27 protein-coding genes are annotated in these 23779 nt (G+C 45.2%); 11 read left to right on the top strand and 16 right to left on the bottom strand.

Features of this window, described 5'->3' with window-relative positions; all coding sequences use genetic code 11:
• Positions 1 to 41 precede the first annotated feature (41 nt).
• Entirely contained in the window at positions 42 to 386 is a 345-nt protein-coding gene (locus LRL21_RS28025) for a LapA family protein (protein WP_240419071.1), read from the bottom strand.
• A gap of 82 nt (positions 387 to 468) precedes the next feature.
• A complete protein-coding gene (gene pepF / locus LRL21_RS28020; RefSeq protein ID WP_240419070.1) occupies positions 469 to 2259 on the bottom strand; it encodes an oligoendopeptidase F in 1791 nt (596 codons plus the stop codon).
• A gap of 343 nt (positions 2260 to 2602) precedes the next feature.
• Between pepF and LRL21_RS28015 the strand changes: the two genes are divergently transcribed.
• On the top strand, positions 2603 to 2830 hold the full coding sequence (locus LRL21_RS28015) for a hypothetical protein (protein WP_240419069.1): 228 nt from the start codon (positions 2603 to 2605) through the stop codon (positions 2828 to 2830).
• A gap of 96 nt (positions 2831 to 2926) precedes the next feature.
• Here the strand turns inward: LRL21_RS28015 and LRL21_RS28010 are convergent, their stop codons facing one another.
• The gene (locus LRL21_RS28010) at positions 2927 to 3724 is read right to left on the bottom strand and encodes a TerC family protein (protein ID WP_240419068.1); all 798 of its coding nucleotides are present in this window, start codon (positions 3722 to 3724) and stop codon (positions 2927 to 2929) included.
• 258 nt (positions 3725 to 3982) lie between these two features.
• Positions 3983 to 4174 (bottom strand): hypothetical protein, encoded by a 192-nt coding sequence (locus tag LRL21_RS28005; protein WP_240419067.1) that lies wholly within the window; start codon positions 4172 to 4174, stop codon positions 3983 to 3985.
• A 309-nt stretch (positions 4175 to 4483) separates the two neighbouring features.
• Here LRL21_RS28005 and LRL21_RS28000 point away from each other — a divergent pair, with 309 nt between their 5' ends.
• The 3 genes from LRL21_RS28000 to LRL21_RS27990 all read left to right on the top strand — a co-directional run bounded on the left by LRL21_RS28000 (position 4484) and on the right by LRL21_RS27990 (position 6381).
• Entirely contained in the window at positions 4484 to 5185 is a 702-nt protein-coding gene (locus tag LRL21_RS28000) for a class I SAM-dependent methyltransferase (protein ID WP_240419066.1), read from the top strand.
• Positions 5186 to 5294: 109 nt separating this feature from the next.
• On the top strand, positions 5295 to 5492 hold the full coding sequence (locus LRL21_RS27995) for a cold shock domain-containing protein (RefSeq protein WP_076229182.1): 198 nt from the start codon (positions 5295 to 5297) through the stop codon (positions 5490 to 5492).
• A gap of 148 nt (positions 5493 to 5640) precedes the next feature.
• Positions 5641 to 6381 (top strand): YebC/PmpR family DNA-binding transcriptional regulator, encoded by a 741-nt coding sequence (locus LRL21_RS27990; RefSeq protein WP_240419065.1) that lies wholly within the window; start codon positions 5641 to 5643, stop codon positions 6379 to 6381.
• 155 nt (positions 6382 to 6536) lie between these two features.
• On the opposite strand, the gene LRL21_RS27985 is transcribed toward LRL21_RS27990, so the two are convergent.
• The 6 genes from LRL21_RS27985 to LRL21_RS27960 all read right to left on the bottom strand — a co-directional run bounded on the left by LRL21_RS27985 (position 6537) and on the right by LRL21_RS27960 (position 13303).
• Positions 6537 to 7184 carry a nitroreductase family protein gene (locus LRL21_RS27985; protein WP_240419064.1) on the bottom strand — a complete coding sequence of 216 codons (648 nt, stop codon included), beginning with the start codon at positions 7182 to 7184 and terminating at the stop codon, positions 6537 to 6539.
• A 127-nt stretch (positions 7185 to 7311) separates the two neighbouring features.
• The gene (locus tag LRL21_RS27980; protein ID WP_240419063.1) at positions 7312 to 8406 is read right to left on the bottom strand and encodes an efflux RND transporter periplasmic adaptor subunit; all 1095 of its coding nucleotides are present in this window, start codon (positions 8404 to 8406) and stop codon (positions 7312 to 7314) included.
• Positions 8407 to 8418: 12 nt separating this feature from the next.
• Positions 8419 to 9816, bottom strand: a complete 1398-nt coding sequence (locus LRL21_RS27975) for an ABC transporter permease (RefSeq protein ID WP_240419062.1) — start codon at positions 9814 to 9816, stop codon at positions 8419 to 8421.
• Positions 9813 to 10505, bottom strand: coding sequence for an ABC transporter ATP-binding protein (locus LRL21_RS27970; protein ID WP_240419061.1), 693 nt, complete (start codon positions 10503 to 10505; stop codon positions 9813 to 9815). Before LRL21_RS27970 ends, LRL21_RS27975 begins: the two co-directional genes overlap by 4 nt.
• 279 nt (positions 10506 to 10784) lie before the next feature.
• Entirely contained in the window at positions 10785 to 11954 is a 1170-nt protein-coding gene (locus tag LRL21_RS27965) for an MFS transporter (protein WP_240419060.1), read from the bottom strand.
• Positions 11955 to 11959: 5 nt separating this feature from the next.
• Positions 11960 to 13303: a multi antimicrobial extrusion protein MatE gene (locus tag LRL21_RS27960; protein ID WP_240419059.1), complete on the bottom strand. Its 1344-nt coding sequence runs from the start codon at positions 13301 to 13303 to the stop codon at positions 11960 to 11962.
• A gap of 171 nt (positions 13304 to 13474) precedes the next feature.
• Here LRL21_RS27960 and LRL21_RS27955 point away from each other — a divergent pair, with 171 nt between their 5' ends.
• The 4 genes from LRL21_RS27955 to pfkA all read left to right on the top strand — a co-directional run bounded on the left by LRL21_RS27955 (position 13475) and on the right by pfkA (position 16584).
• Positions 13475 to 13792, top strand: coding sequence for a hypothetical protein (locus tag LRL21_RS27955; protein WP_240419058.1), 318 nt, complete (start codon positions 13475 to 13477; stop codon positions 13790 to 13792).
• Positions 13793 to 13914: 122 nt separating this feature from the next.
• Complete coding sequence (locus LRL21_RS27950) at positions 13915 to 14517, top strand: hypothetical protein (protein ID WP_240419057.1); 603 nt, start codon at positions 13915 to 13917, stop codon at positions 14515 to 14517.
• A 43-nt stretch (positions 14518 to 14560) separates the two neighbouring features.
• Positions 14561 to 15586, top strand: a complete 1026-nt coding sequence (locus LRL21_RS27945; RefSeq protein WP_240419174.1) for a tetraprenyl-beta-curcumene synthase family protein — start codon at positions 14561 to 14563, stop codon at positions 15584 to 15586.
• A gap of 29 nt (positions 15587 to 15615) precedes the next feature.
• On the top strand, positions 15616 to 16584 hold the full coding sequence (pfkA, locus tag LRL21_RS27940; protein WP_240419056.1) for a 6-phosphofructokinase: 969 nt from the start codon (positions 15616 to 15618) through the stop codon (positions 16582 to 16584).
• A gap of 81 nt (positions 16585 to 16665) precedes the next feature.
• On the opposite strand, the gene LRL21_RS27935 is transcribed toward pfkA, so the two are convergent.
• Positions 16666 to 17109, bottom strand: coding sequence for a peroxiredoxin (locus tag LRL21_RS27935; RefSeq protein ID WP_240419055.1), 444 nt, complete (start codon positions 17107 to 17109; stop codon positions 16666 to 16668).
• A gap of 168 nt (positions 17110 to 17277) precedes the next feature.
• On the opposite strand from LRL21_RS27935, the gene LRL21_RS27930 reads away from it, so the two are divergent.
• Together LRL21_RS27930 and LRL21_RS27925 are read left to right on the top strand one after the other, a co-directional pair.
• The gene (locus LRL21_RS27930) at positions 17278 to 17823 is read left to right on the top strand and encodes an NADPH-dependent FMN reductase (protein ID WP_240419054.1); all 546 of its coding nucleotides are present in this window, start codon (positions 17278 to 17280) and stop codon (positions 17821 to 17823) included.
• A gap of 25 nt (positions 17824 to 17848) precedes the next feature.
• Positions 17849 to 18523, top strand: a complete 675-nt coding sequence (locus LRL21_RS27925) for a uracil-DNA glycosylase (protein ID WP_240419053.1) — start codon at positions 17849 to 17851, stop codon at positions 18521 to 18523.
• 307 nt (positions 18524 to 18830) lie between these two features.
• On the opposite strand, the gene LRL21_RS27920 is transcribed toward LRL21_RS27925, so the two are convergent.
• Complete coding sequence (locus tag LRL21_RS27920; protein ID WP_240419052.1) at positions 18831 to 20027, bottom strand: putative glycoside hydrolase; 1197 nt, start codon at positions 20025 to 20027, stop codon at positions 18831 to 18833.
• Positions 20028 to 20157: 130 nt separating this feature from the next.
• On the opposite strand from LRL21_RS27920, the gene LRL21_RS27915 reads away from it, so the two are divergent.
• The gene (locus LRL21_RS27915) at positions 20158 to 21315 is read left to right on the top strand and encodes an MFS transporter (protein WP_240419051.1); all 1158 of its coding nucleotides are present in this window, start codon (positions 20158 to 20160) and stop codon (positions 21313 to 21315) included.
• Between the two features lie 61 nt (positions 21316 to 21376).
• Here the strand turns inward: LRL21_RS27915 and tatA are convergent, their stop codons facing one another.
• From tatA to LRL21_RS27895, 4 genes are all read right to left on the bottom strand, one after another.
• Positions 21377 to 21604, bottom strand: a complete 228-nt coding sequence (gene tatA, locus LRL21_RS27910; RefSeq protein WP_240419050.1) for a twin-arginine translocase TatA/TatE family subunit — start codon at positions 21602 to 21604, stop codon at positions 21377 to 21379.
• A gap of 304 nt (positions 21605 to 21908) precedes the next feature.
• Positions 21909 to 22103, bottom strand: coding sequence for a hypothetical protein (locus LRL21_RS27905; RefSeq protein WP_076229199.1), 195 nt, complete (start codon positions 22101 to 22103; stop codon positions 21909 to 21911).
• 123 nt (positions 22104 to 22226) lie between these two features.
• A complete protein-coding gene (locus LRL21_RS27900) occupies positions 22227 to 23105 on the bottom strand; it encodes a DUF4247 domain-containing protein (RefSeq protein ID WP_240419049.1) in 879 nt (292 codons plus the stop codon).
• A 48-nt stretch (positions 23106 to 23153) separates the two neighbouring features.
• Positions 23154 to 23687 (bottom strand): DUF4178 domain-containing protein, encoded by a 534-nt coding sequence (locus LRL21_RS27895; RefSeq protein WP_240419048.1) that lies wholly within the window; start codon positions 23685 to 23687, stop codon positions 23154 to 23156.
• Between the last annotated feature and the right edge of the window lie 92 nt (positions 23688 to 23779).

The following is a 23779-nucleotide window of genomic DNA, read 5'->3' as shown; positions in this document are numbered from 1 at the left end:
TAATGATCGGAATCAGAACAGGCATCTTCACAGGCTGATGCTTATAATTCCGACGAAGGCATTTTCTCGGGTGCAGCATAGGATAAAGGCAGTGAGCCGGCATCAGTGGAAGCTGCTGAAGTTGGAACTGCATGTGCCATTTGTGCCTCATTGAGCTGCTTTTCAAGCTGCTTGATGGTCCGTTTCAATTTGTACTGCTTGCTCATGCCAATCAATCCGAGGATCAATCCGCCGAGCAGGGTGGAGCTAAGAATGATAATAATGAGGGGCAGCTGCATATCTGTAAAAATCAGATGTACATTAACCGGCTCCGTATTGATTGCAGCAAAAATGGCAGTCAACAATCCAAAAAATAAAATACTGATCAATATCCATTGGGCCTTCATGCTAAGCTATCCTCCTTGGGTGCCAAATAACCAACAAGACTGCAAACATGTTGAGCGTAAGCAGCCTTGTTGAGTGAGTCAACTACTTGGTTAATTGCTCCATTTGGTCCAGGAGGCTTTTGAATACATCCATCGCTTGCTTGATCGGTTCCGGTGTTGACATGTCTACACCTGCGCGCTGCAAGATATTGATTGAGTAGTCACTGCCGCCGCTTTTCAGGAAGCCGAGATAACGGTCTACAGCAGGCTGACCCTCTTCGAGAATTTGTTTGGCAAAGCTGGTTGCCGCGGAGAACCCAGTCGCATATTTATAAACATAGAAGCTGTTATAAAAATGTGGAATGCGCGCCCATTCGATTTCGATATCCTGATCTACAACCATTCCCTTACCGTAGTACTTCAGGTTCAGATCGTAATAGATTTTGCTTAGCTCCTGAGGCGTGAGCGCTTCGCCTTGTTCCGCTTTTTCATGAGTAATTTTTTCGAATTCGGCGAACATCGTTTGGCGGAACACTGTCGTACGGAACTGATCCATGTAGTAGGTCAACAAATACATTTTTTCCTTAGGATCTGTTGATTTCTTGAGCATGTAATCCATCAGCAGCGCTTCATTCAATGTGGAGGCTACTTCTGCCAGGAAGATCGTATATTGCGCATAGCGATATTCCTGATTTTCATCCGACAAATAGGAATGAATAGCGTGGCCCATCTCGTGAGTGAGGGTGAACATGCTGTTCAAATTATCTTTGTGGTTCAGCAGCACGTATGGATGGGTTCCATAAGCACCCCAGCTGTAGGCACCGCTCCGTTTGCCTTCATTTTCATAAATGTCAATCCAGTGCTTGTCAAAGCCTTCTTGCAAAATGTTCAAGTAATCCTGACCGAGAGGCTTCAAGCTTTCCTTGACCATGCCTTGTGCTTGCTCATACGTAATATCCATCTTGTATTCATCTACAAGCGGAGCGAACAGATCATACATATGAAGCTCATCGACCTTCAGCAGCTTTTTGCGGAGCTCCATATAACGATGCATCAATGGCAATGACTCATGGATCGTATCAATCAGATTGGTGTACACTTCTTTGTTAATATTGTCTCCATACAGGGAGGCTTCCAGGGCTGAAGGATATTTACGAACCTTGGAATAAAAAATATCTTTTGAAATATTGGCAGATAATGTAGCGCCGATTGTATTTTTATTTTTGGAATAGGTGTCGTACATCGTCTTGAAAGCATTTTTGCGAACATCCCGGTTACGGCTTTCAAGGAATTGAATATAACGCCCTTGTGTCAGCTCAATTTCTTCGCCGTGTTCATTTTTCACCTTGGGAAATTTCAGATCGGCATTATTCAGCATACTGAAAATCGTACTCGGCGCTTGTGAGAGGTTGCCTACCTGAGCCAGTAGCGCTTCTTCCGATTTGGAAAGGATATGCTGTTTTTCACGAATCATTTCGGTCAGGGTACGCTTATAAAAGCTAAGCTCGGGGTGACTCACCAGCTTTTGCAGCTCATCGTCCGACAGGCTTAAAATTTCCGGAGAAATAAAGGATAAGGCTTCGCCCGATTCCACGCTGAGCTTCTTGGCTTTATCGGATAATGCCTGGTAGGTCGGTTCAGCAGTATCTTCATGATGCTTCATATTGGCGTATACGTATAGACGTTCCATATGTATAGAAATTTTGTCTTCCAATTCAAAACATTGCTTGATGACAGCAGGCTTGTTCAGCTTGCCTTGAAATTCGCTGATTTGCTGCAAAGCTTCTTTAACTTCCTTGTATTCCGTATCCCATGCTTGCTGGTTAGGAAAAATATCTTCCAGCTTCCAGCGCTGTTCTACAGGAACATCCGTACGTTTAACAACTTGACTCATGGGAGCCCTCCTCGATAATTTGGATGGTTTGGTGTTGCCGTCCGCCGTTACGGGGGATGAAAGAATCGTACCTGTAAGCAGAATACCTGTCATGACTATGGGGAAAAAACGCATTATGCTCACGCTCCCTGCAATTTTCCCCTAGTATGACCCGATTGTAAGTTAATTATAAGAGAAACCTGTATCGAAGTAAAACAAAGGTGAGCGACCGCGCCTTTAAGGTAGGTTCTCTTGCTGATGAACGAAGGCAATTCCGGTAGTGACGCTCTCATCATAAAGAGAATTTATTATCGAAGTAAAACTCAGGTGAGCGACCGTGCCTTTAAGGTAGGTTCTCTTGCTGATGAGCGAAGGCAATTCCGGTAGTGACGCTCTCATCACTTCTTCTCACTGCAATGAGAAGAAGCTGTACACGATCAAGGTGAAGGCAAAGGCGACCATGACCAGAGCCATAATGGCAAGAGGGCGCTTGACACCGCTCGGTAACGAATCTTTTTTTAAGATCAGGATCAAGGCGAAACAAAATGCAACAATAATAAAAGTAAGGATGGAAGCGGAATTGCTCACCTAAAAAAACACCTCTTCTTACGATGGAATCGCATGTACCGTGTGGAGTACCGGCTGATGCTCTCCTAATGGTTTCGCCGTGCTGTCCCAAACTCCTTGTTTAGCTGTTCATTTTGATAAGCACCAGCTTGCCGTTTTCATCACGACTAGCCTTGAAGCTATCATCCTGAGATATCCCAGCTTCCACAACCAACTCCTGTGGGATGGACAAATGTCCGCTTTCATTGATGGAAACAAAAGCTCTTTGCATTTTTTTAAACATGCCTGCCAGCAGCACACCACCGGTAATTACAATGAGAACCGTCCATTTCATGACAGGGTTATCAGCAAACCATACGTTTACCAATGGATCTCCAGTCAACATTTTACCAGCTGTAAATGCAAGCACACCTGCACCGATATACATGATCCACGGAAATTTTTCCATCCAGCGGATGAACAACGTACTGCCCCAGACCACAATCGGGATGGAAATCACAAGCCCCAGAATGACCAACAGAAAGTTACCATGAGAGGCGCCCGCTACAGCGATCACATTATCAAATCCCATCACCGCGTCAGCAATCACGATGGTTTGAATCGCTGGCCACAGTCGAGATTTAGCCTGGATATTGTGATCTTTTTTATCTGTTAACAGCTTATATGCTATCCACACGAGAACAAGACCACCGAATAATAAGAGAGCGGGCAACTCCAGCAGCCAAACAACCAACAAGGTGGCAACGATACGAATGCCTATCGCCCCGGCAGTCCCCCAGAGAATAGCCTTTTTTTGATGTTCTTTGGGTAAATTTCTTGCGGCCATACCAATCACGATTGCATTGTCACCCGCAAGCACCAAATCAATAACGATAATACTTAGCAGTGCTGTGAAAAAAGCTGCATCCAACCATTCCATTCGAATCATCTCCTCAATAGGTTTGATTACATAAAAAATGACCTCTACCGTAATGGTAAAGGCCATTTCAAACATAAAAGACCTTTACCTAATAGGCAAAGGTCTTGCTAACAACGTTACGTTGCCAATAAAGCCGGGGTTCACACCCGTAATGACGACTTTACTGTGACAGCTACTCCCCTTTGGAGGAAATCCTTATGTAATTAACTTTAGTATAAAAGAAGGACAAGCACCAAGTCAAGTCCAGCTTATGGCAGTTTAGATTTCCTTGAAGGCAGTGAGTATCGCTTCCCGTTCTTCCAGACGATCTGCATACTTTTCCTCGGAAAAACGATTCTCGGCCCAATGCATCATCTCAGGTCGGCTTAAAAAGGTATGACTTTCCTCGCCCCATTGATCGGATATTTCACGCAAAATCAAAGTTTTACCTTGTACCTCAACCGTCATCATGTTCCATTTATCTGTTTTGTATATCGTGTGTTTCTTAAATCCGTGATTAGACAAATCTTTTCCCTCACTTCAAATCTTTTTTGTTGCTTTAGTGTATATCATTGCTCACATAATTTCAATTATTCCTTCATTTTAAATGATTACTGAGCAATATGCCACTGTAAGAGGCAATTTCCGTAAAGCTCTACAGATAAATAAAATGGTATTGTTTGTATGAAATAGGTGTGTTAAAATCTCCATTAAGCTCGCATAGGCGGGCTGTGGCCTTGAAGCCAAGCCAAGCACAGTATAGCTGAGGAGAGATGAGAAATGAGTAATCAGAGGTATGAACAAATCGGTGTTGCCATGACATGCAGATCGTTTGCGGAGTATGAGAGCATGTTTGTGCTCAGGCAATTATCCCTGCAGGATGGTCCTGTGCTGGATGTTGCTGGAGGTGCGTCATCCTTCGTTGCAGAGGCGTGTGCAAGGGGCATACGGGCGCAGGCGGTAGACCCGCTGTATGATATGAACCCCGAATCGATCTACGGGCATGGAACACAGGAAATTTCAGCCTCGACCGAGAAGCTGTCACGTTTGGAAAGCTCCTTTGACTGGACTTATTACGGCAGTCTGAACAATCATAGGAAACAGAGGGAGCAATCTCTTCAGAAATTCATTGAGGATTACCGCTTGCAGGAAGGAACAGGGCGTTATTACTCGGCCCGTCTCCCGCAGCTGCCTTTTGATGATGAAACATTTTCATTTGTGCTGTGCAGCCATTTTTTATTTCTCTATCACGAACAGTTTGATTATGAATTCCATCTCAGTGCTGTTGAAGAACTGCTGCGAGTATGCCGTGCAGGCGGGCAGGTCCGGATTTATCCGCTTCGTTCGCTGCAATGGGATGTATACCCGCACTTGGAGCAGTTAAGGGCAGCGCTTGAAAAACAAGGCTTCCTCACTGAGCTTGTACCGTCTGAGCTTCCGTTTATCCCCGGCTCCTCAGAGCTGTTATGCATAACGAAATAAGCTGTATAGAGGCGCAGGAAGCTACTTTACAGATTGATTTATGCCATTTACGATGCTATAATTATCCTATTCGCTCTCGAATGGCGATATTTCTAGGAGGTAGTTTTTGATGACAGGTACAGTTAAATGGTTTAACGCAGAAAAGGGTTACGGATTCCTTCAGGTTGATGGCGGCGAAGACGTATTTGTTCATTTTTCCGCAATTCAAGGCGAAGGCTTTAAAACACTTGATGAAGGCCAATCCGTTGAGTTCGAAATCACTCAAGGTAACCGTGGTCCTCAAGCAGCTAACGTCGTTAAATTATAAGAATCAGGCTTTTCTCGATAGCTAGTAAACCTCAAACAGCTGCTGAAAACTTCGGTTTTCTCCAGCTGTTTTTATCATTTTCTTTGACCCGTACCCTTGCAAAATGGTAAGATACCTTTGATACTTTTTCCATAGGGAGCGCTATATTATGAAATTTAAGTTATTTAAAGATCGCAAAGGTAAAGCAGACCAAGCGAAAAATAATCAGTTTGTTCGATTAGGACGGGAAATTTTCGTGGCAGCTCGTGCAGGTGGTCCGAATCCTGATAGCAATTTTGCTTTGAAGGTAGCCATTGAGAGCGCACGACGGATCGATATGCCCAAGGACAACATCGAGCGTGCCATCAAGAAGGCGACAGGCGATGGCGACAACGTGGAGTATGAAGTCATCATGTACGAAGGCTACGGACCCGGCGGGGTCGCTATTATGGTTAAATGCCTGACAGACAATCGTAATCGGACTGCTTCTGATGTTCGTGCGGTTTTCAACAAACGCGGCGGTAATATGGGAGAGTCCGGTTGTGTATCGTATATGTTTGACGAGAAGGGGCTGCTTACCATTGACCGCGAGGAGCATCCGCTGGATGAGGATGAGCTGTTGATGCAAGCATTGGAAGCTGGAGCTGAAGATGTGAGGACCGAGGAAGAAAGCTTCGAGATCATAACACATCCACATGAGTTTGAAAAGGTGAAAACCGAGCTGGAAAAGCAAGGGCTGGCATTCACCGAGGCTTCGGTAAGCTGGACACCGCAAAATACGATCAAGGTTGAAGGCGAAAATGCTGAGAAGCTGATCAAAATGATGGATTCGTTCGATGATCTGGATGATGTACAGGATGTGTACTCCAACTACGAAATCGAAGAGGATGAAATGTCCCGCATCGGTTAAACCTGATAGGATTCCCAGGCTGGATAACAGCTGCACATCACATAAGCACAATTGTTAAGCAAAAAGGATGTACGGACAAGCTCAACTCAGGAGCTGCTCTGTACATCCTTTTTATATATGCTTAATTTCACTGACTGCTGATTTGTTATCCCGATCTAGTCGACAATTCTTAAAATATCGTCAACTTCCTTACGCGCCATCAATCCTGGTCGATCGACCGGATGGCCCAAGGAAATGACCATATTGATCTGGCACTCCGCAGGGATGTCCAGATAAGTACGCATCTGCTCGGCAGCAAGCAGGACCGGGCCTGTCATCGGACAGGTGGCCAAACCACGCGCGTGAGCAGCCAGCATCAAATTTTGTGCAGCTAGACAGCTGCTTTTAATACCTTCCTCATCCCATACGGAGTCAGGGACAAGCTGGATGGGATCGAAGATTTTATCACGAAATTTGGATGCATACGGTGTTGCCAAACAGATGATCAACACAGGTGCATCAGCGAATGCGGTAGCGTAAGGACCGAATGACTTTACCAGCATACGGGCTTCGCGGCTCAATCCGCGCGTCTCGGCCTCTGCCGCCTTTTTATGCAGCTGGTCCCAGGTCATTTGTTCAATTTCTTTAATTTTTTCGCGATTGACAACGGCAATGAATTGCCATGTTTGCGAATTTGTATCGCTTGGGGCATAACGCGCGCAGTCGATCAATTCCTTGATATCCTGAATAGAGACATCCTGCTCTGTAAAGCGGCGAATGCTTCTTCGTTCCATGAGTATTGTTTTGAAATCTTCATATTGCATGATTGGTTCATCCCCTTAAGCTTTCCTGCATGTATTATGACTTGGTACTAAGATCTACCGATGATTATAACGGTTTTCATGCTGGAAGACAACCAGGAAGAATGGCAAGCATGGTTGTATCTAAAGGTTACTCCAGTACGACGGTATCTCCTTCATTCAACCCGCTCAGAATTTCTGTCTTCTCCGGTGTTTCCAGGCCGATCGTGATGTCTTGCCGAACAGCTGCGCCTTGTCCATTATCCTTCATCACATAATACTTATCCTTGTCGCGTTGGACAGCAAGCGTATGGACTAACAAGGTATTGGGCTTTTTATCGGCATGTATGGTTGCCGTCAGGCTGAGATCGGCTATTAATTGATCATGGGGCTCCAGGGAAATGACAACCTCGAATTGTGCGGCTGCGGTGCTGCTTGAATTGGAGGTGCTGCTTTTTGCAAATTTGGAAAGCTTCTCGACCTTACCCTGCAGCACGGTATTTCTTAGAGCATCGACCTTGATTTCTGCTGGCATGCCTACTTTAATGCGAAAAAGATCATATTCGCCGACGAGACAGATTAGCTGCAGCTTGGTGAGGTCAACGATTTTGCCGACACGTTCATTTTCTTTTAGTGACTGTGGCTCCTTGGTGCTTTCGAACAAAAAGATGCCATTCTCGGGAGAAGTAAATTGTGCAGCTTTGCGCTTTTCCTGTTTTTGAGCTAATTGCGTTTGCATATGCTCCAGATTCAGCCGATGGATGTCCTCCTGCATTTTTCTGCTCTGAGTTTGCGCATATTTTTGCTTTGCTTCCGTTTCCGATATGCCAGCAGTTTGAAGGTCCACTCCATTCAGGTTTTCCTGTTGAAATTGACTTAAACGGATATCCATCTCGGTTTTCTTTTGATTGGATTCGATCTGTGCGATTTCATCACTTAGCAAGGAATCGTCCAGCTGAAACAACAGGTCGCCTTTGGATACCTGCATGCCCTCGTTTACTTTCCACACCTTCACATCGGCTGAAAAGGGCGCATTGACATAGGTTTCCTTTTGATAAGATGATTTCCCTTTGACTTCTACGGAGCTGACCAAATCCTCACGTGTCACTTTAAAGGTAAGGCTGGACATACTTTTTAATCCATTTTGCTGAGCCTGCTTGGGAGTGTGGCTTAATACATACAACGCAACGGTTATCCCTACTATGAATACTCCGGCTGCTGCGAGCAGCCATGTTTTCTTTTTCATGCTCAGATTCTCCTAGTCTCGTTTGATTGCGGTTAAGGCATCGGTTCGGGATGCTTTGATAGCCGGATAAATGCCTGAGAGCACTCCGGTCATGACGGCAAAAAATAAACCGACAGGTAAAATCCACGTGCTGATAAATAAAATTTCCAGATCGCTGCCTGACTGGGAAGGGGAAAATTGAATGACAGCCAGATTAATGCCCCATATGACCCAATACGATAATAAAATGCCGCAGGCGCCTCCCAGCAGCCCGAGCATCGCGGATTCTGCAATAAACATATTCCGAATCTGACTGAGGTTGGCTCCGAGCACCTTCATGATCCCGATCTGTCTGCGTCGCTGGTGGGTGGACATGGTCATGGCAACAATAATAGATATGGAGGCCACGAACAGGATAAATAAGCCGACGCCGCCAAATATAAACCGTAAAATAACTAACTGTCCCTGCATTTGCTCTTCATAATGAAGGTTGGTTTGGGAAGAGAGCTTCAGCTTCTTGACCCCATCCTCGATATTCTTCACATGGGTACTATCCGTTACTTTAATTTTGACTTCGTTGAACTCAGGTACTGGCTGTTGTTCCTGATTGCTACCATTACCATTGGTATTAGTAGCATTCGTGATCGCTTCCTGTAATTTCTTCCCTAAGGACGGAGAAATGAAAGCCGTTTTCATATTACTGGCAGCCTGGTCAGACATACCTTCCGGTTTCTTTAATATCCCGATTACGCGTAGCGGAAATTGTATATTAGTGGACGTTATTCCATTTGGACCATAGAGATTAGGCTTCAATATGACCTGTTTTTGATATAAAGGGTAAGCGATCAGACGCGTTTGGATATTTCTTGCGGAACTGCCTCCATCATAATCTGAGTCATTGCGGTAGGCCTGCTGATTGGAGCGTGAGAGCTGTTCATCAAAAAGTCCCATCGTCGCGCCATAGCTCAGAATAATCGTATTTTCTTGATCCGTTGGGCCGCCCTGCTGAAATTCAAAGCCGAAGTCGCTCAATGTATCCAGCTCTGTAGCAAACAGGTTGTTGATGTAACCGGATTTGTGATCAACCTCAAACTGCATCGAATTCAGTGTTTGGTAAGTCGCAATGGCTTTGACATTAGGAAAGGTTCGCATAATATCAATTTTGGACTTGGTTATCTCATAGGCCTTGGTTTCATTCGGATCTCTGCTGCTTGTACTTGATGGCGGGTTTCCGCTATGTATAGTGATTTCGTCTGTCTTCATAAACTGGCTCATCTGCACACGGCTGTAATGGTTAATGGATTCGCCAAACGACAGCGCAACGATAATAGAGGCCGATCCGATTGCGATTCCCATCGTACATAACGCCGTAACGACGACACGTCGTTTCAGCTGGTCCCAGGCGAGTCGCAAATAATCAAATATATTCATTCGTCTTCACCGACCCATGGCTCCCCTTCAACCAAAAAGCCATCACGCAGCTGAATCACTCTTTGTGTGCGTCTGGCCACTTCCAGCTCGTGAGTCACAATGACAAAGGTGATGGACAAGGTTGCATTTAATTCGATCAGCAGATCGATAATTTCCTTTTCGGTTTTCGTATCGAGATTACCGGTCGGTTCATCTGCAAAAACGATGGCGGGGGAGGTGATCAGCGACCGTGCAATACTGACTCGCTGCTGCTGTCCGCCTGATAGCTGGGAGGGAAACATATCGCCTTTTTCTTCCAAGCCTACCTTTGTTAATAAAGCGATTGCTTTTTCCTTGCGGATTTTGGCTTTGATACCTTGAAATATCAAGGGCAGCTCTACATTCTCGCGAACAGTGAGATGGGGGATAAGCTCATAGGATTGGAAAATAAAGCCGATTTGCGTTCTACGGAACTCGGCGAGCTGATTTTCCGACATTTTCTCGATAGGATGGCCATTAATGAGGATGCTTCCCTGGGTAGGCTTCATAAGCCCCGCCATCAGATTGAGCAGGGTAGACTTACCGGAGCCCGAGCTGCCAAGCAGTGCGACTATTTCGCCTTTATCTATGACAAAATGAATATCGTTGAGCACTGACGTTTCTTCAGTGCCATTATTGAAACGGTGAGACAGATTTTCTACTGCAAGCACGTGATTCCTCCTAAAAGCTTCCGCAGGAAGCTAACTTCGTAAGCCTAAGCTTAGAGTTTTGCTAAGCAAAACTACTTCGTAAGCATGGACTGAGCTTTCGCAGGAAGCTAACTTCGTAAGCCTAAGCTTAGAGTTTGCGTAGCAAAACTACTTCGTAAGCATGGACTAAGCTTCCGCAGGAAGCCAATTCTGTTACTATCAACTTTGTATGTACGATAGTAAGACGAACGAAGCGGCCATTGTGTTGCAGAAATTGTAGATTTTTAGAAAAAAACAGGGTTATTCGACATCCCGGGATCGTAAATGCAGCACGAAAAAGCTCACCATCGCTACGGCTGACAGGCAAGCGCCTACTCCATACATGACATGTGGTCCCCAATCACGGAACAACCAGCCGCCCAAGGCACCGCTGAATAAGCCGGCAAGGCCCGACCAGGTCACCGCGAACAGGGCTTGTCCGGTTGCCCGATATTCATCAGGAATCATACCCTGAATATAGCGGATAACGGTGAACAGGAAGATGCCGAAGGAAATACTGTGCATAGCCTGAATCGCGATGACCCACAACGGGTTTTCCACCTGACTCATGAACAGGAAACGAATTGCATAAACAAAGGAGCTAACAACGAGCAATGGCAGCTCCTTGTAGCGATGCCCGTATTTGCTGAGCAGAAAAAATATAGGAACCTCGCTTAACGCCGATACCAGCCAGGACCAGCCGATAATGGTCTGATCCGCGCCCAATTGCTGCAGAAACAATGCCAGAAACCCATCGTTAAAGCGGTGGGCCACTGAGGCGATCAGCACAATAAGCATGAACATCAGGAAACCATTGGAGCGAATGACCTTGGCCAAGTCGGCTATTATGAGCTTTTTATGCGATGTTCTTCGACCGTCTGTCAGACCTGTCGATATGATCAATGACAAGCCAATGGTCCCCAAGCACAAATAAATCGTCAGATCAGCACCATATTGCTTCAACACCATACCGAATGCCAGAGAAGCTGCAGCAAAACCGATAGAGCCCCATACCCGAAAGGAAGCGAAGCTTTTGGTAGAGCCCTGAATCGTCAATAGCGTCAAGCTGTCAGATAGCGAATTGATCGGGGACTGGAAAAAGAAAAAAACGGCCATGAGCATGAGCAGCACGCCGAATTGAGTACTTTGAAATACACATAGCGCCATCATCCACTGACCGATCAGAACGACGATTAATATCTTCTTAACTGTTCGGTATTTGTCGCTAATCAAGCCCCAGAACAAATTGGAAAAAATACCGATCATCGGTCCAATTGAATACAGCAAACCGATCTGCACGGTGGAATAACCCATGGATTTGAAGTACAAAGGAAAGTAAGAGACGATGACTGCCATGGTCATGTAAGTAGAAAAGCTGAAGCCTCGCAGGATGGCATACCTCGGCTGCTGTTGCGGTAAAGCGTTGTTCAAACCTATCACTCGTTTCTCGAATTAAGTTTCATATGGAAGGGAGAGCGGTCTCCCGATTTGCGTATATTTCTCAGTACAAGCCCTACGACAACAGCCTCGGCTACCATGCCGAGCGACTGGGCAAAGGCCCCGATCATTCCGTTCATTCCTGGACTTAACGCAATACACAAGGTCAATGTGATTAGCGTAATGAGCACATTTGCCGATTGCGACCATACCATGACCTTCGTTTCACCACGCAGCATGATCAGGCCATTACCATAATCGAGCCAAGGAAAAACCAGTACCATAATCATAAACATCTTCAATGTATTTAAGCTTGCATGCATCAATCGTTCATTTACCCCCATAACGTGCTCCATAAACCACATGCCAATAGGCGTATAGCACAAGATCGTCAGCAGGAGAACGGGTATGCAGGACAGCACAATCGTAAATCGAAGGACAGCCTTGGCATCCTTGTTATAGAAGTTCAACACAATCTGGTGAATATAGGAGAAAAAGCTTTGTACAAGCTGAGTCAAACCCGCTGCGATCGTAAATGATGCGACAGATAGCTGAAAGTCTGACGTTTTCCCCATAAACGAATTAATCGCCGGGCCAATAATGACGGCTATGATGGAAGAATAGAGCAAGGGCTTGTAAAATTGAAAAATTTGACCCGGACGCTCAATCGTATGCTCAGGCGCTTTCTCGGGAATTTTTTTCAAAAGCACGCGTCCCTCCAGGAAGCTCATCAGCGCTTCAACCATCATACCGGACAAGAAAATAATCGCACCAACCTGCCCGCTGGTTACGCCATTGGTTTTAATGAAATATAAAGAAACCAGATACATCACGAGCAGGCGAACGATCATGCCTATGGTCAGCCATTTTGTACGCATGTTAAATATAATGACACCTTGAAATAAACAGCGCAGCCCGGAAAAAATACTCACAAACATCAGTACCCGGTACACATCAATCATCGGTCCAAGCATGTCGTCATCAACGCCGAACAAATAGAAAAAAACCCATTTGCCAATAGGCGTATAGGAGATGAGAGCGCCCATGAGCAGGATACTGGAGAAAATATATAGGCTTACAATGGATACGGCCCTGAACGAGACACGATCCCTGACGAGAGCAGAGCAGGTTTGTCTTAGCAGAATTGCAGGTCGCTCGGTAATCGCCAAAATACTAAAGGGCAGTGCATAGCTGGCGATAATAATTTCAGGATGTGCGGACCTTGCCAGTGTACTGTTAATAATCAAATGAGAGATTGTTATCAAACTGGCTGAAATACCAAGCGGGATAAAAAAAGATAATAGCTGTCGAAAGGAAACTTTAGTTTCTGGATCGTTACTCATATAAGGATCTCCTACTTGAACCCATTCTCAAAATCATTCCTCCCAGTATAGCACACTTTACGAGAACTCAATGCGAAAATTTGTCTATTGCCTCTGGCAGAAGGAAAGGGGTTCATGGTACATTAGTGTACATACAAAACATCTCTATTGCATGGAAAGGTGCTGTGCCGTATGGCTTGGAGCTTCGTAACCGATGAACGTCTCGGCATCCCGCTGCCACACTTTGATAACGATTGGGAAGACTATTCGGAAGAAGAACGTTCGATTATTTTACTGCGATGGGAAGAAATTCGCGGTACGATACCTGATCATATAAAAAAGCTGGAGCAAATCATCATTAAGAAGCAAAATCATCTGAATGTTGAGGATAACTTTAAGCTGTCATGTCAGCTTAACTCCGAAATAGCCGAATTAGCGGGTACGATTAATGAATTAAACCTTTGGTTTAGAGTCAATCAGGACGTTGCACCCTCAGCTGCGCATCACTAAGGCAGGTCATGGGGATTCATTTTGTCGATTCGGTTTATTTATGGTGGGCATTGCCGATTCTTTATATTATAATGTAGGGTATGGGTTTCGACTGGAATCAAGTTAAGGAAGGTGGAAATGTTTTGTCGTGGACAGAAGGAGTAAGTAGATTATGGCTCGTGTTAAAAGAACATCGGCCATCGCTCTATCCTACGGAGGAGTGGGATGATCTGCTGGATATCAAAATTGCGAAGCTGTCGAAGGAAGGCACGAACACGGATCAATTAACTTACGTACATGCCGTTCAGTCGGGTTTGCATTTGTTGAATGAAAGCTTGGACAAGTCACACACGCTCTCGCAGGATATTCACAATTCCACAGGGAGCTATTGGCATGGGATCATGCATCGGATGGAGGGCGACTACAGCAACTCGAAATATTGGTTTCGTCAGGTAGGAGACCACCCTGTATTTACTCTGCTGCTTCAACAAGTGAAAGAGGTTTACCGTCAATCCCATGCTGAGTATGAATCCATAAGCAGCGACAATTTGAAAGGGCGTTTGGACAAACTCGTATCGAACTCGTCATGGGACCCTTACGGCTTCGTCGATCTGGTTCAGCAGCAGGTAACGGTTGTAAGGGATGATAAGGCTGAACAGCTTTTGCAGTATGTGCAATGGATTGAAATCAAGCTCCTGCTGCAATATTGCTATGATAAGAGTGGAGGAACAGCTTTTGATTTTTGAAGCTGGCCGCACGCTGCTCGCTCCACGCCATCCCATGCAACTGATGCTGCGTATGTATCGCTATGTGCTTCCCGAGGTTCAGGAACAGCTTCAGTATTGGCGGAACAAGGCGGAGGCTATGCCAGACCAGGAGTTAAAGAAGCAGGCACTTGACAGCTTGACAAGCAAACAATTTCATTGTCAAGGCGGAGCGGTATATGCGACTGCCAATATGCCTATGCGTCATGTATTAATTCCGTTGATTATTGCGTTTCAGACGATCAGTGACTATCTGGATAATTTGTGTGATCGAAGCACCTCGCTGGACCCTCAGGATTTTCGCAGGCTCCATCAATCGATGCTTGATGCTATTAATCCAGCTCAGCCACTCCATGACTATTATGCATATCGAACGGAACAGGAAGATGGCGGTTATTTAAATGAGCTTGTCAAAACATGCCAGGCTAGTATTCGCATGCTGCCCTCCTATGCGCTGGTCACGGATTCGGTGCTGAAATGGGTTGGACTGTATTGTGATTTACAGGTGTACAAGCATATTCGGCAGGATCTCAGGGAGCAGGCGCTGGCGGATTGGTGGGAGCAGTATAAGAGCAGCCATAAGGACATTAGCTGGAATGAGTTTGCTGCGGCAACTGGCTCTACTTTAGGTGTGTTTATGATGTTTGTGGCAGCTTCGGAGTCAACCTTGACGGTCCGGTCTATTGATATTATCCAGGAAGTCTATTTTCCTTATATTTGCGGCCTACACATTTTACTTGATTATTTGATTGACCAACAGGAGGATCAGCTCGGAGGCGATCTCAATTTTTGCAGCTATTATGCGGATATGGAGCAAACCGTGGAACGTATAGCAGCGTTTGTTATTGAAGCCAGATTGAGAGCCAAGAGGCTGATCAACCCGACTTTTCATCAGATGATTATAGAAGGATTGCTCGCGCTCTATTTGTCAGATCCGAAGGTTAGTAAACAGAGACAGGTGAAGGCAATATCGCGAAAATTAATGAAGGGAAGTCCTTTGACGAGGCTCTTCTTCTTTGCAAACAGCATACTGGTTCGTAAAAGATACTAATTGTTCATTTCCTAGGGAGGAAACCATACATGACAGTCAAAAAAATAGCAGTGCTTACAAGCGGTGGAGATTCACAAGGTATGAATGCAGCGGTCCGTGCGGTCGTGCGCAGCGGGCTTTATCATGGCTTGGAGGTATATGCCGTCCAACGGGGTTATGCCGGCTTGATTAATGATGATATTCGTCAAATGGATCTTAGAAGCGTGGGAGATATCATTCAACGTGGCGGAACGATACTGCAGACGGCTCGATGTAAAGAATTTATAACACCTGAAGGTCAGCAATTGGGTGCCGACAACCTGAGGAGAAGAGGAATTGACGGTCTTGTTGTCATTGGCGGCGATGGCTCTTATCAAGGCGCGAATAAGCTGAGCAAGCTCGGAATTAAAACAATGGGCCTTCCAGGAACGATTGATAATGATATTCCATTTACCGACTATACGATCGGATTCGATACAGCCGTCAGCATCGTAGTCGATGCGATTAACAAGCTGCGTGATACGATGAGCTCTCATGAACGTTCCTCGATAGTCGAGGTTATGGGACGTTATTGTGGAGATATTGCCTTGTATGCAGGTCTGGCGAGCGGTGCAGAAACGATTCTTGTACCGGAGGTTCCATTTGATTTGGATGAAATTTCGGATCGGATGGAAACGAACTTCAAATTGGGCAAACGCCACAGTATCATTATTGTTGCCGAAGGTGTATGTAAAGGCGAAGATATTGCTAATGAAATTTCCAGACGTAAAGATTCGATTGAACCGCGAGTAACCGTACTTGGCCATATCCAACGGGGGGGAGCACCTACGCATAACGACCGTGTCCTAGCTAGTAGTCTTGGAGATTTTGCGGTAAGAATGTTAATCGAGGGTGAGTCCGGCAAAGGCTGTGGAATTATCAAGGGCGAGCTTACCATTACCGATATCGAAAAAGTCGTTAATACCAAAAAACAGTTCAATATGGAGCTGTACGAGCTGGCTAAGCGCCTGTCCCAATAATCTAAACGTTAAACAGGCAGTTCCCTTCAAAGAAGAGGACTGCCTGTTTGTTTGCCGAACCAATATGTCAATCTGAGCTATCTATTTGGTTTGCTGCAGCTTCAGTGCATCCAAAATTTCCGCTGTCGGCCGATTTCCCTTTTTGGCATACACAATGATTCCATCCTTGTCGATTACGAAAACACAGCGCTGCTGGCCAAGGAGAAACATTTTACCGACATCATACAAATGACGCACCTGGTCTCCCTGATCGCTAATTAACGGAAAATCATATCGAAACTTTTGAGAAAATTGTTTGTGATCAGCTAGTGAACCTGGGTTTACTCCCACTACCAATGCATTGTACTTCGCATACTCGGTTTTGGAATCGCGAACAGCACATAATTGTTTGGTGCAAATCGGAGTCTCATCCTTAGGGTAAAAAATCAGCACAACAGGCTGTTTGCCCAAATAATCGCTCAGGTGCAACGGACCTTGTGTGCTCTCAGCGTTAAAAGACGGTGCTTGTTGTCCAATTGCCAGCATGGAGCTTCATCTCCTTTAAGTAGATATTCTGCTATTGTAACGACAAATCGAAATGACATGCAAGTTTTGAGCCTATTAGCAAAAGCAAATCAGCAGACAAAGATTGACCTCGTTATTTGAGTATACTAAAATGTATGAAAACTGCATGATCAAGGGAGATATCATAACATGACAAAAATTGCTATCGTTTCTGGGAGTAATCGTAAACAGGCAACAACTACACTGCTATGCCGCCATTTGAAACAAGTGTTGGAGGATAAAGGATGTCAGGTTATATTTCTGGATTTGTACAGCCTGCCTTTACCGCTCTATTCACCTGATGTCGAATGCGATGATGCGAATCTTGCCATTTTCAAAAATGGTCTGAATGAAGCGGACGGCATTATTTTGGCAACACCTGAATACCATGGTGCCCCATCAGGTGTGTTAAAAAATGCGTTGGATTATACGGGGTTTGCCCAATTTGACGGGAAAGTGGTGCTATCGGTCAGTTCGACAGGTGGTCCGGTAGGCGTGAGCTCCTTGCAGCAGCTGCAGACGATCGTTCGTAATGTACATGGCATCAACTGCCCGGAATGGATTTCGATTGGTGGAGAGAACCGAAGCTTTACGCCTGAGGGTGAGCCGGCTAATCAGAAAACGCGTGAACGTGTTTTACATACGCTGCAATATTTTGTGAAAATGGTCGAGACGTTCAGTTCGATCAAGCAATAACTCAAGCTTGGGGTGAAATCAGCTAATGACAATATTAAGCAATGACTGGGCCGAGCAGCTTGCAATTGAATTTGAACAACCGTATTATCTGGAGCTTCGTCAATTTTTGAAGCTGGAGTATAGCACACGAACGATTTATCCGAATATGCATGATATTTTTAATGCGCTGCACTATACGCCTTATGCGAAAGCCAAGGTGGTTATTCTCGGTCAGGACCCTTACCATGGACCTGGACAGGCACATGGGCTAAGCTTCTCGGTGAAACCGGGCGTGAGACAGCCGCCATCACTGCAAAATATGCTTAAAGAGCTGCGTGACGATCTTGGCTGCACGATACCGAACAATGGATATTTGGTGCCTTGGGCCGAGCAGGGGGTATTGCTGCTTAACACAGTATTGACAGTGCGGGAAGGCGAAGCCAATTCGCATAAAGGCAAAGGCTGGGAACGCTTCACAGACCAAATTATACGCAAGCTTAACGAGCGTGAGCAGCCGCTGGTATTTATTCTGTGGGGCAGCAACGCCCAGCAAAAGACTCAGCTCATTACTAATGAGCGTCATTGCATACTGCGTTCTGTACATCCAAGTCCTTTGTCCGTACACAGAGGCTTTTATGGGAGTAAACCATATTCGCAAACCAACGAATTTCTGCGAAGTATAGGTCAGACAGAGATTGATTGGCAAATTCCGAACTTATAATTTTATAAAAATATAATCCACCTTAACTACGTCTATGAATGAAAATAAGGCCTTGCGTCAGCAAGGCCTTATTTTGTATACCTTTCAACCCGAACTCCAGCCATCACACTCAAAATCAAGCTTGTCCCTAAGGGGCCAAAGCGCCCCGAGAACACCAAAACCCGAACTCCAGCCATCGCACACAAGCCCAAGCGTGTCCCGCAGGGACGATAAGCGCCCCGAGAACACTAAAGTCCGCGCCCCACCCATGGGAGTCCAGAGGGCAGCGCCCTTTGGGGCCCTCCCTATCAGGGAGGGTTTGGGAGGGTCATCCCCCTCCGTAGTTGACGTCCGCCGTATACGTATTAACCGCGTTCCATAATAAATATTCTTCCACGCCGTTGTCCTTTAACGCTCGAATTTGCTCATCCAGCTCATGCTTGCCGTATTTCACATAACCTTTAACCCACGACGCTGTGAAATCCTGAATCCACGGTCGGACAATCGGCTTTAAATTGAGTGCTTGGATCGGCTCCAATTTCTTGGTCGTATCCTTCATGGCTCCGTTAATCGTTTGATAAGGTGCGGCATCCGGCACATTGGAGCCGTACCACCCGGTACTGTAATGACTTGGATAAATCATCGGGCTTATGACGTCTACATTTTCCGAGATTTTTTCAAAATCCTGACCGATCCCTTCCGCGGCAGGAACGGCTGCTGCGTAGCCAAAAATATCAACGGATACTCTGACGCCGAGAGGAGTTAGCTGTTCTCTGGCATATTTGACGAATTCGGATACAGCATCGATTCTTGAACGCTCATCCTTATCATACTTTAAGATGTCAGCACGTTTTTCGAAGCCTTCAGGGAAGCGCACATAATCAAATTGAATTTCTTTAAACCCAGCTTTAGCCGCTTCTTTGGCAATGTTAATATTATAATCCCAGACTTCTTTGCTATACGGGTTAACAAAGCTTTCCTTACCATTGCTCCATAAGGTACCATCCGGATTTACAAATGAAAGCTCAGGTCTTTTTTTGGCTAACACCGTATCCTTGAATACTACGATTCTAGCAATTGGATAGATTTGATGTTCTTGTAGAGTGCTCATGAGCTTTGGCATATCAGCTATAATTTTTTGAGTGGATTCCATAGCTTCAAGCTCAGGATTTCCTGTTGGATAAGTAATATATCCCCAATCGTCTTTAATATCTATAACCATCGAGTTCAACTCGGTGTCATCCATCAGCTTCAGAAGTGTGTTCATCCGCGCACCTGCTGCGCTATGAGCCGTCACATATACACCTTTCACCTTAGGGGCATCCTTTTGCGGGTCTACCTTGTTCACAGGACGCAAACGGTCAGCTGTTGTGCTTCCATTTGCTGCTGTTTGTGGAGAAGCTTGCTGTACGACCGCATTTTTCGAATCGAGTGATGCCTGTACGAGCTGATCAAAGCTTACATCAGGATGATCTGCACCGGTTTGACTCATCATCATTAATAATGAAGCTAGCAATAATTCCATGATTGACTAATCTCTCCTTGCCAGAATGATATTTTCTATTATAATAGAGAAGCTTGGTGCATCATAGGGAAAAATAACGAATTTTGTTGAATTTTCTTATACAGTGACTATTACCCAAAGGACAGGTGTTATGAATAAACAAATTTGGACACTGCGCGGCTTGAACTTAACGTATTATGCAACTTCAGCTGTCCTGATGCCTTTTCTCCCTCTTTATTTTGGCTTAAAAGGTTATTCTTCATCACAAATCGGATTGCTGATGATGGTCGGTCCTTTCGTAGCCATATTCGCACAGCCGCTGTGGGGTTATTTAAGTGACCGCTACAATACACTCAAATTTATTATTTTCGGGTTATGGGCCTTGACGGTTGCTTCCAGTGTAGGAATTTTTCAGACGGACGCTTATATTTGGGCGTTTGTTTTTATGCTGCTGCTTTATTTCTTCATGTTGTCAGCCGTACCGCTGCTCGACAGTATGACAATCAAGGGGGCTGCCCGTAGCGGGAAATCGTATGGGTCCGTGAGACTGTGGGGGTCCATAGGCTTTACAGCGGCGGCAGTGATATCGGGTTTTATTCTTGATCTCCTGGGTGGGGTGCAGCATATGGCCTGGCTTTATTGGTGTTTCTGGATATTGCCGTTGATTTTGCTGCTGTTTTTAAAAGATGATAAAACAAGCGGCAAAAAAATTTCGTTAAAAGAAATCGGCAGCATCGTTAATAATCGCCCCTTTCTTTGGTTTTTGCTGCTGATTTTCATATTGATGGTTCCTCACCGGATGAATGATGGACTATTTGTGCTTTATTTGAAGGATTTGGGGGGAAGCGACTCGATGGCTGGCTGGGGATGGGCTATAGCCGCTATCGGTGAGATACCCGCATTTGCCCTGTTAAGCAGATATATGAATCGTTTTCACGAAATGGCTCTCCTTGGCGTGGTATCCATACTGTATACGATACGCTGGCTGCTGTACGGCTGGGTTACAGATCCAACGGCTTTGATGCTTATGCAGCTGATGCACTCCTTTACTTTCGCGGTTTTTTGGATCGTAGCCCTGCAGTATGCAGTTCGATTAGTACCGGAAGAGATGCGATCCACAGGTTTAGCACTTTTTTCAGCGGTTTTTTTAGGATTGGCAGGTATTACGGGAGGTTTCGTAGGTGGTTACATCAAGGATTTGTGGGGTGGACAGTGGATGTATGTACTGGGTGCTTGTATGACGGCATTAGCTGCAGTGCTGTTCCTCGGGACTCACGTTGTTGCCCTGAAAGCAAAAAAAACCAACTGATTCCTCGAATCAGCCGGTCGTATACGACTTCGTTGAACCTTCAACGAAGTTTTTTTCTAAATTATTTTGTATGCTGATTGCTGGAATCCTGGGTAACTTCATGCAGCTCTTTTTTAGGGGTTGGTGTCGTTTCATCTGATGAGGAAGACCCGTTTCCAGAAGTTGCCTCTTTGAATTCGCGAAACATTTTACCAAATCCGCGACCAAGTTCAGGCAATTTATTGGGTCCGAATAGCAGCAGTGCAACAAGAGCGATTAATATGATATGCCATGGAGATAAAGCTCCCACGTAATACACCTCCGATTTTGTTTAACAAACCTATCATAACATGTTTTTATTATAACATAGCAATCATTTATTACGAAACCATAACAATTTCAAAGGTAGCTCAAAAAGTCACCATTTGATCACGAAGTCACGCAGGATGCTTACTCGGCATCGAATCTTGCATTCAGGCTCGAATTGCGGTGCTCATTTAGATATTGCCTAAACTCCGCTCCTCCTTCTTCACCTTCTTGCAACCTTCTCGGTGCTGAAATGTCGACTTTTTGAACATGCACTTTAATTATGATCCCAAATAAAGACGCCCTCCTTAATGGAGAAAGGCGTCTTTTTGTTGTTCCGAAATACTGTGTTGAATGATTTCCATAGCATCTCCCGCTTCCAACGCTTCAATCCCATTCCTAAGTACAATCTCAAATTCGAGCTCGGATCTTGTCAGGAAAGGATACAACTCGGGAGTCAATCTCATCACGATCGTCGATAACTTCACTGTTTCCACAAGCAACACCCTTCCTCGTCTTATTTGAGAAGATCAGGTTTGACTTACGATGAACAAAGGTAAAGCTGAAGATATGAATGAGATTACTCTTTCATTATAGCACAAGGAGACTAAATAGAAATGGTTAAATTACTTCTTTTTAAAAGATCCCGAGCGTGTATTCGTACTGGGCTTCGAGCTGCTTGGTGATTTATTGGTCGAAGTTGACCCGTCGTTTTTCCTGATATTGCTGGATGAGCTGCTGCTGCTTGGTGATGTTGACGGCTTGGTTGATGTTGATCCAGATGGCTTCGATGAAGATGATGGGCTTGTAAAGCTGCCCTTACCATCGGATACAGAGGGTGCTGCCGGCTTCCCCGTTTCAGGCGCTGCCGGCTTTGAGCTGCTGTTCGAGCTATTGCCGGAAGATGGAGCCGGTGCTGCAGGAGTAGTGCCAAAGCTTCCTTTGCGATCTGACGTTGTCGGCGTCGGTATCGATTTGGCTGGTGCCTGCGGCTTGGCTGCCGGCTGCTGATATTTGCCATAATCATCATAACGCTGGGTGTTTCGGTAACCCTTGTAATCAGAACCTGACCGGTCACCATTAAGCCAGCTGCTTCCAAGCAATGATTGCAGCACCGAAGCTGCCAGGTACCCTTGAAGAAAGGATGAGTCATAGTTGGCTTTGGCATATTCAATGCTGTCGATTTCAACTAATGTATTATTTTCTTTGTCAGGATCCTTTTGTACATTAATAATCCTGCTATTATAAACAAGGAACATTTGATCTAATGATTCCTTGCTCATTTCCTTAGGTTTTTCATTAGCTGCAATTTCTTTGGATACGGTAGGAACGTCCTTGCCTTCTACAGCATAAACCTTGGCTGTGGTTTTTCCTTGTCCCTGAACATCAACAAGCGAATAATTATCTTTTACAAAGTTGCCCGCATCACTGCAACCTACAAGCAAAGGAAATATAAGTGAAAAAACGAGAACGATAGCTAACCACGAGACCCGTCTTTTATTCAAAAAGCATCACTCCTCCATACGGTGGTAAGTACCGTATTGTACCGCCTGCTAGCGGCTGCCTTTCATAAATTTGATTTGTCCTGCCGGTGTTTTGGTGCCTTCCATCGCAATAAATTTACCATCCTGCCATTGCAGGAAGAAGTATTGTCCGTCCGGCCCGAAGTATCTCCATAGCATGACCTCTTCACTGCCGCGGAAATCAGTGTTCCCCTCTATTCGAACCAGATCGCTTGCCTGGCTTTCCAGAGTGTAAGTAATACCTCCATTAACTTCCAAAGAGGTTGGAACATCATGCGGACTATCGAGCGCCCCTTCAACAAATTCGCAAATAAAGCATTCATACGTGCGGCCTTTCTCGACCAGCAAGCAGGAAATTCTATTACCATTTTGCAAATAATAAGCTATTCGATGGGGCGGGAAGCCACGGTCAAAATAAGTCTGTTTACCAGATACAATATACTCCTCAAGGTCAACATTCACAATGTCACCCACCACGGTGTCCTCCATCGGATTGGAAGCCTGCACAGGGGGCTGTTCCTTTTGGCTCTTCAGAATAGAGCCGATTCTTTTCCAAATCGACATGGGCAACTTCTCCTTTATACAACCTTGAAATAAATAACGACTTAACTAACATTATAACTAATTTATACGATTAAGAGGTAGTGCAGGTTTCA

Source organism: Paenibacillus periandrae, from assembly GCF_022458865.1.
GTDB lineage: Bacteria > Bacillota > Bacilli > Paenibacillales > NBRC-103111 > Paenibacillus_S > Paenibacillus_S periandrae.
This window is presented reverse-complemented; position numbering and strand designations above follow the sequence as displayed.

What these genes read in the sequence shown, in the direction of transcription:
- LRL21_RS27930 (WP_240419054.1), top strand. Translation starts at nt 17,278, where the DNA reads ATGACAAAAATTGCTATCGTTTCTGGGAGTAATCGTAAACAGGCAACA.
- LRL21_RS28005 (WP_240419067.1), bottom strand. Translation starts at nt 4,174, where the DNA reads ATGATGACGGTTGAGGTACAAGGTAAAACTTTGATTTTGCGTGAAATA.
- LRL21_RS28025 (WP_240419071.1), bottom strand. Translation starts at nt 386, where the DNA reads ATGAAGGCCCAATGGATATTGATCAGTATTTTATTTTTTGGATTGTTG.
- LRL21_RS27995 (WP_076229182.1), top strand. Translation starts at nt 5,295, where the DNA reads ATGACAGGTACAGTTAAATGGTTTAACGCAGAAAAGGGTTACGGATTC.
- LRL21_RS27990 (WP_240419065.1), top strand. Translation starts at nt 5,641, where the DNA reads ATGAAATTTAAGTTATTTAAAGATCGCAAAGGTAAAGCAGACCAAGCG.
- LRL21_RS27895 (WP_240419048.1), bottom strand. Translation starts at nt 23,687, where the DNA reads ATGTCGATTTGGAAAAGAATCGGCTCTATTCTGAAGAGCCAAAAGGAA.
- LRL21_RS27975 (WP_240419062.1), bottom strand. Translation starts at nt 9,816, where the DNA reads ATGAATATATTTGATTATTTGCGACTCGCCTGGGACCAGCTGAAACGA.
- LRL21_RS27980 (WP_240419063.1), bottom strand. Translation starts at nt 8,406, where the DNA reads ATGAAAAAGAAAACATGGCTGCTCGCAGCAGCCGGAGTATTCATAGTA.
- LRL21_RS27925 (WP_240419053.1), top strand. Translation starts at nt 17,849, where the DNA reads ATGACAATATTAAGCAATGACTGGGCCGAGCAGCTTGCAATTGAATTT.
- LRL21_RS27915 (WP_240419051.1), top strand. Translation starts at nt 20,158, where the DNA reads ATGAATAAACAAATTTGGACACTGCGCGGCTTGAACTTAACGTATTAT.
- LRL21_RS27955 (WP_240419058.1), top strand. Translation starts at nt 13,475, where the DNA reads ATGGCTTGGAGCTTCGTAACCGATGAACGTCTCGGCATCCCGCTGCCA.
- LRL21_RS27920 (WP_240419052.1), bottom strand. Translation starts at nt 20,027, where the DNA reads ATGGAATTATTGCTAGCTTCATTATTAATGATGATGAGTCAAACCGGT.
- LRL21_RS27945 (WP_240419174.1), top strand. Translation starts at nt 14,561, where the DNA reads ATGCTGCGTATGTATCGCTATGTGCTTCCCGAGGTTCAGGAACAGCTT.
- LRL21_RS28015 (WP_240419069.1), top strand. Translation starts at nt 2,603, where the DNA reads ATGAGCGAAGGCAATTCCGGTAGTGACGCTCTCATCACTTCTTCTCAC.
- pfkA (WP_240419056.1), top strand. Translation starts at nt 15,616, where the DNA reads ATGACAGTCAAAAAAATAGCAGTGCTTACAAGCGGTGGAGATTCACAA.
- LRL21_RS27985 (WP_240419064.1), bottom strand. Translation starts at nt 7,184, where the DNA reads ATGCAATATGAAGATTTCAAAACAATACTCATGGAACGAAGAAGCATT.
- LRL21_RS27960 (WP_240419059.1), bottom strand. Translation starts at nt 13,303, where the DNA reads ATGAGTAACGATCCAGAAACTAAAGTTTCCTTTCGACAGCTATTATCT.
- LRL21_RS27935 (WP_240419055.1), bottom strand. Translation starts at nt 17,109, where the DNA reads ATGCTGGCAATTGGACAACAAGCACCGTCTTTTAACGCTGAGAGCACA.
- pepF (WP_240419070.1), bottom strand. Translation starts at nt 2,259, where the DNA reads ATGAGTCAAGTTGTTAAACGTACGGATGTTCCTGTAGAACAGCGCTGG.
- LRL21_RS28000 (WP_240419066.1), top strand. Translation starts at nt 4,484, where the DNA reads ATGAGTAATCAGAGGTATGAACAAATCGGTGTTGCCATGACATGCAGA.
- LRL21_RS28010 (WP_240419068.1), bottom strand. Translation starts at nt 3,724, where the DNA reads ATGGAATGGTTGGATGCAGCTTTTTTCACAGCACTGCTAAGTATTATC.